Here is a 3,420-nt window from a genome sequence, read left to right as displayed (position 1 = left end):
GATCGAGAACAAATATTCCCCGCTCACCGAAAGCAAGATCCACAAACTCCGGACGCCGCCCAAGGACACCATGACCAAGGTGGCCGCAGACCTGTTGACACCGGACGAGATCACCGCGATGATGAAGGCGTGCACCCGGACCATGGACCGGGCCCTCATCATGATGCTCTATGAAGGAGGGTTCCGGATTGGCGAGATCGGGACCATGACCTGGGGCGATCTCACGTTCGACAAATACGGTATCATCGCGAACGTGAACTTCAAGACCAACATGCCCCGGTACGTCCGGCTCATTATGGCTCGGGAATACCTGGCACAGTGGCGGGCCTGCTATAAGCCGGATCCGAGCGGGGAGCGGCTGGTCTTCGTGAACGAACGCGGCAAGCCCCTCATTCATGCAACCATCAACAAGCGGCTCAAGTGCATCGCGAAGACTGCAGGGATCCGCAAGCACATCACGCCGCATGTCTTCCGCCACAGCCGGATAACGCACCTCATCAAGGAGAAGGTCCCGGAGAGCGTGATCAAGCTCATGATGTGGGGCAACATCAGCACCGATATGTTCCGGACCTATGCTCATCTGACCGGTCAGGACATCGATTCCGCAATGCTCCAGTCTTACGGTATCAGCGTCGCGGACAATGACAACGCTACGACACGGCTGGAGCCGGTCCAGTGCCCGCACTGCCGGAAGATCAATCCGCCCGTCTCGAACTACTGCTTCTCGTGCGGCCAGCGGTTAACGGACGTTGTGATTGATACGGATGAAGGAATCCAGCAGAGTGTGCATAACAACCCGGATATCCTGCGGCAGCTGATTGATGAACGGATCGCGGAGATGAAGCGGAAAGGGGAACTCTGATTTTTGCGGCACCTCCCGCACCACTCAGGAACCTGACCATAAAATTGATTAAAGTGCTTTTCTTTTTCGAAAATTTTAGCCGCGCATCGCATTTTGGTGCAGTAAAATCAACCATTTGTATTACGCTTGTACGACAAAAAGCGGTCAGCTAACCCGCTGGTTCAGAAAACCCTTTAAGCGACCAATGATTTATAAAAATATTACAATGCTGTGCTACTACCTGACACAGACGAGCAAACGACTGAAGGCTGCGGCAGAATCGATCGGTGATCGAATCATTGGTTTGTTCCGCAGGCCCGATGCCGTTACTCAGACATCGTGCAAGGCAGAGCCGAACAACCTGGCGTCCGGTATCGGACGCAGCATGAACACGGGACAGTGGAGCCAGTTGACACAAAGCCACGCCCCGGGATTTTCTCTCTTTACATTCTTTGGTGATCGTCAGTAATTCCGGATAACCGGTAACCGTGATCCGCTTATGGTATTGATCCGATAGGTCACCCGCCGTTTTGAGGAAGGCGGCATCTGGCCGGACAATAGCCATAGCTCTATCCGGCCCGGGATTCCGGAACACCACGGGAAAAGCGGGACGTGTGGATGTGGACGCCCCGGATGCAGAGGAGAACGACCGAACGCAACAACACGAGGAGAAAAATGATGCAGAACGTAATGGCCCGCGAACCCCTGCGGGTCACACAGGAAGCCGTTGACGCCTACGAGAAGCGGTCCGGTTTCTACGGAATCGGGAAGAAGATGGTTGAACACGGGCGATGGATCATCGTCGCAAAAGAGGAGGTACCATGCAGATAATCATCAGTGGCAGCTCACGAACCAAACTTACCCAGTCATGCCGTGAGACTGCCAAAGATCATTTTGTTTCCGACTTTAAAGCACTCACTGAACACACCGGGCAGACGGGAGGAAGGCTATGACCCGGTTCTCTGCCGGCATCGTCATGACCGGGAGCGACGGCTATGTCCATGTCCGGATCTGGGACAAATCGTACTTCATCTGTCCCGAAGACATGGGGATGCTGCTGTTTGTCGGTGAGACCGTGCCGCTGCTGCACAAGAACCCGGACCCGACCGGTTCTCCGGTCGCTTCCGGCTCCGTTGCCCTCAACCCCTCGGGCCGGGCGGTGATCCTGTCGATTGGCAGCATCCGGTACATGCTCCCCCGCGACCGGTTCATCGCGGTCGCGCTCGGCGAGGATGTGTCCTGTATCCTTTTCGAGGTCCCGGGCGATGTACCGGAGCCGGAGATAATTTCACCGAAGAAGGGAGGTGTCGCCTCATGACCAGCCGTCGCGGAACACTGATTGAGGACGGGGCTCGCGAGATCCTCCGGATGCACGGGTATTCAGTCCTCGTAGTCCCGCCCGGGTTCAGCAAGAAGAACCCGCCGGCCCACCTTGTTGCAAGCCGGCCCTCGGGTGAGACGCGATTCATCCGTATCCGGAAATTTTCGAAACTTCCCTCTACGGTCGATATGGTCAAGCAGAAGTGTGGGCTGGACCTTGTGCAGCTCCGCAAGCATATTGCCCGCCACATCGGGGAGGCCGGGAATCATTACGAGATCTGGATTTACTCGGTGTCCTACGGGTTCCGGTGCTTCGAGGTCCTGCGGGACAGCATCCACGAGATCCCGAAACTCTCATTGCACGGGCCGGTGGTATCGCGGGCCGGGGGTGTGGCATGATTGCGAAGAGCACCTTTGTCGTCTCGCTCGACCGGGCAACAGAACTGCTCGTGGCCCGGGGCTACGAGCCGGTGCTGCCGGTCGAGAGCAGTTTCCTTGCCCGGTACATCCCGGTCCACCTGGTCGGATTGCGGGGCGATTACGAGATGCTCGGCGTAAAGATCCGGGCGGCCTACGGCAGCGTCAGCGAGCCGTATGTCGAATCGTTCTGCCGGTTCGAGATCTGCCAGTTCCGCTCGCTGCTGACGATGAACCCGGGCAATGTCTTCATCCGGTGCGAAGTCTGGGTGTTCTCACCGAACGGCTCCATCCACTGCTACGAGGTCCTGCCCGACTCTATCCGGGAGGTGGCTGCCTATGCCCGATGAGGAGCAGAAACCGGAAGTCACAACCGAGAAGATCGAGGGCATCCCGCTCTACCTGATTCCGAAGGCGATTGCGGACCTGATCAAGAAGAAGGGTGAATCGGTCTTTCACATCTTTGTCGAGCGAAAATTCCATCACCGCTATACCGTGAAAGTTGAGACCTTTGATGAGCACGCGGAGCGGGTGAAGCGGGAGGAGCCTGCCCCGGAAGAAGGCGACGGGCATGGCTGATCCCGAATGTTTCGCGCAGCAGACCAGAGCAGGGAACCGGGTGGTGACGTGTGGATGGTCTGCTCCGTGATGCTGTCAGCCTTCTAGCCGGGCCCGGGCAGGTCATCGAGGTCCGGGCGCTCACAGACCAGTTCACCCACAGCGGTTACTTCAGCGATCCCGCTGCGCTTGTGCGGGCCGTGGAGCCGCTCGATGCCGACAACTCAGTACACGGCATCTACGTGACACTGAACGAGGTGAACCCGGCCCTGTTCTCGCGCCGG

The 3,420-nt window shown here is 57.7% G+C and carries 7 protein-coding genes; all 7 read left to right on the top strand.

Translation table 11 applies throughout. From position 1 onward, the window contains the following. Nucleotides 1-862 (top strand): site-specific integrase (locus A4E33_RS00105; protein ID WP_292345274.1); only part of this gene is annotated, 862 nt, incomplete at its 5' end. Nucleotides 863-1,516: 654 nt separating this feature from the next. Beyond that, entirely contained in the window at nt 1,517-1,672 is a 156-nt protein-coding gene (locus tag A4E33_RS00100; RefSeq protein ID WP_292345272.1) for a hypothetical protein, read from the top strand. Between the two features lie 118 nt (nt 1,673-1,790). Continuing rightward, nucleotides 1,791-2,159 (top strand): hypothetical protein, encoded by a 369-nt coding sequence (locus A4E33_RS00095; RefSeq protein WP_292345270.1) that lies wholly within the window; start codon nt 1,791-1,793, stop codon nt 2,157-2,159. Then, the gene (locus A4E33_RS00090) at nt 2,156-2,560 is read left to right on the top strand and encodes a hypothetical protein (RefSeq protein ID WP_292345268.1); all 405 of its coding nucleotides are present in this window, start codon (nt 2,156-2,158) and stop codon (nt 2,558-2,560) included. The genes A4E33_RS00095 and A4E33_RS00090 overlap by 4 nt, the downstream gene beginning before the upstream one ends. Beyond that, nucleotides 2,557-2,928 carry a hypothetical protein gene (locus A4E33_RS00085; RefSeq protein WP_292345266.1) on the top strand — a complete coding sequence of 124 codons (372 nt, stop codon included), beginning with the start codon at nt 2,557-2,559 and terminating at the stop codon, nt 2,926-2,928. The genes A4E33_RS00090 and A4E33_RS00085 overlap by 4 nt, the downstream gene beginning before the upstream one ends. After that, nucleotides 2,918-3,157: a hypothetical protein gene (locus tag A4E33_RS00080; protein ID WP_292345264.1), complete on the top strand. Its 240-nt coding sequence runs from the start codon at nt 2,918-2,920 to the stop codon at nt 3,155-3,157. The genes A4E33_RS00085 and A4E33_RS00080 overlap by 11 nt, the downstream gene beginning before the upstream one ends. 50 nt (nt 3,158-3,207) lie before the next feature. Next, a partial coding sequence (locus tag A4E33_RS00075) for a hypothetical protein (RefSeq protein ID WP_292345262.1) occupies nt 3,208-3,420 on the top strand: 213 nt, incomplete at its 3' end.

It is taken from the genome of Methanoregula sp. PtaB.Bin085 (genome assembly GCF_002067035.1).
Lineage (GTDB): Archaea > Halobacteriota > Methanomicrobia > Methanomicrobiales > Methanospirillaceae > Methanoregula.
The sequence above is the reverse complement of the archived record's forward strand: the minus strand, read 5'-3'. Positions and strand labels throughout refer to the sequence as shown.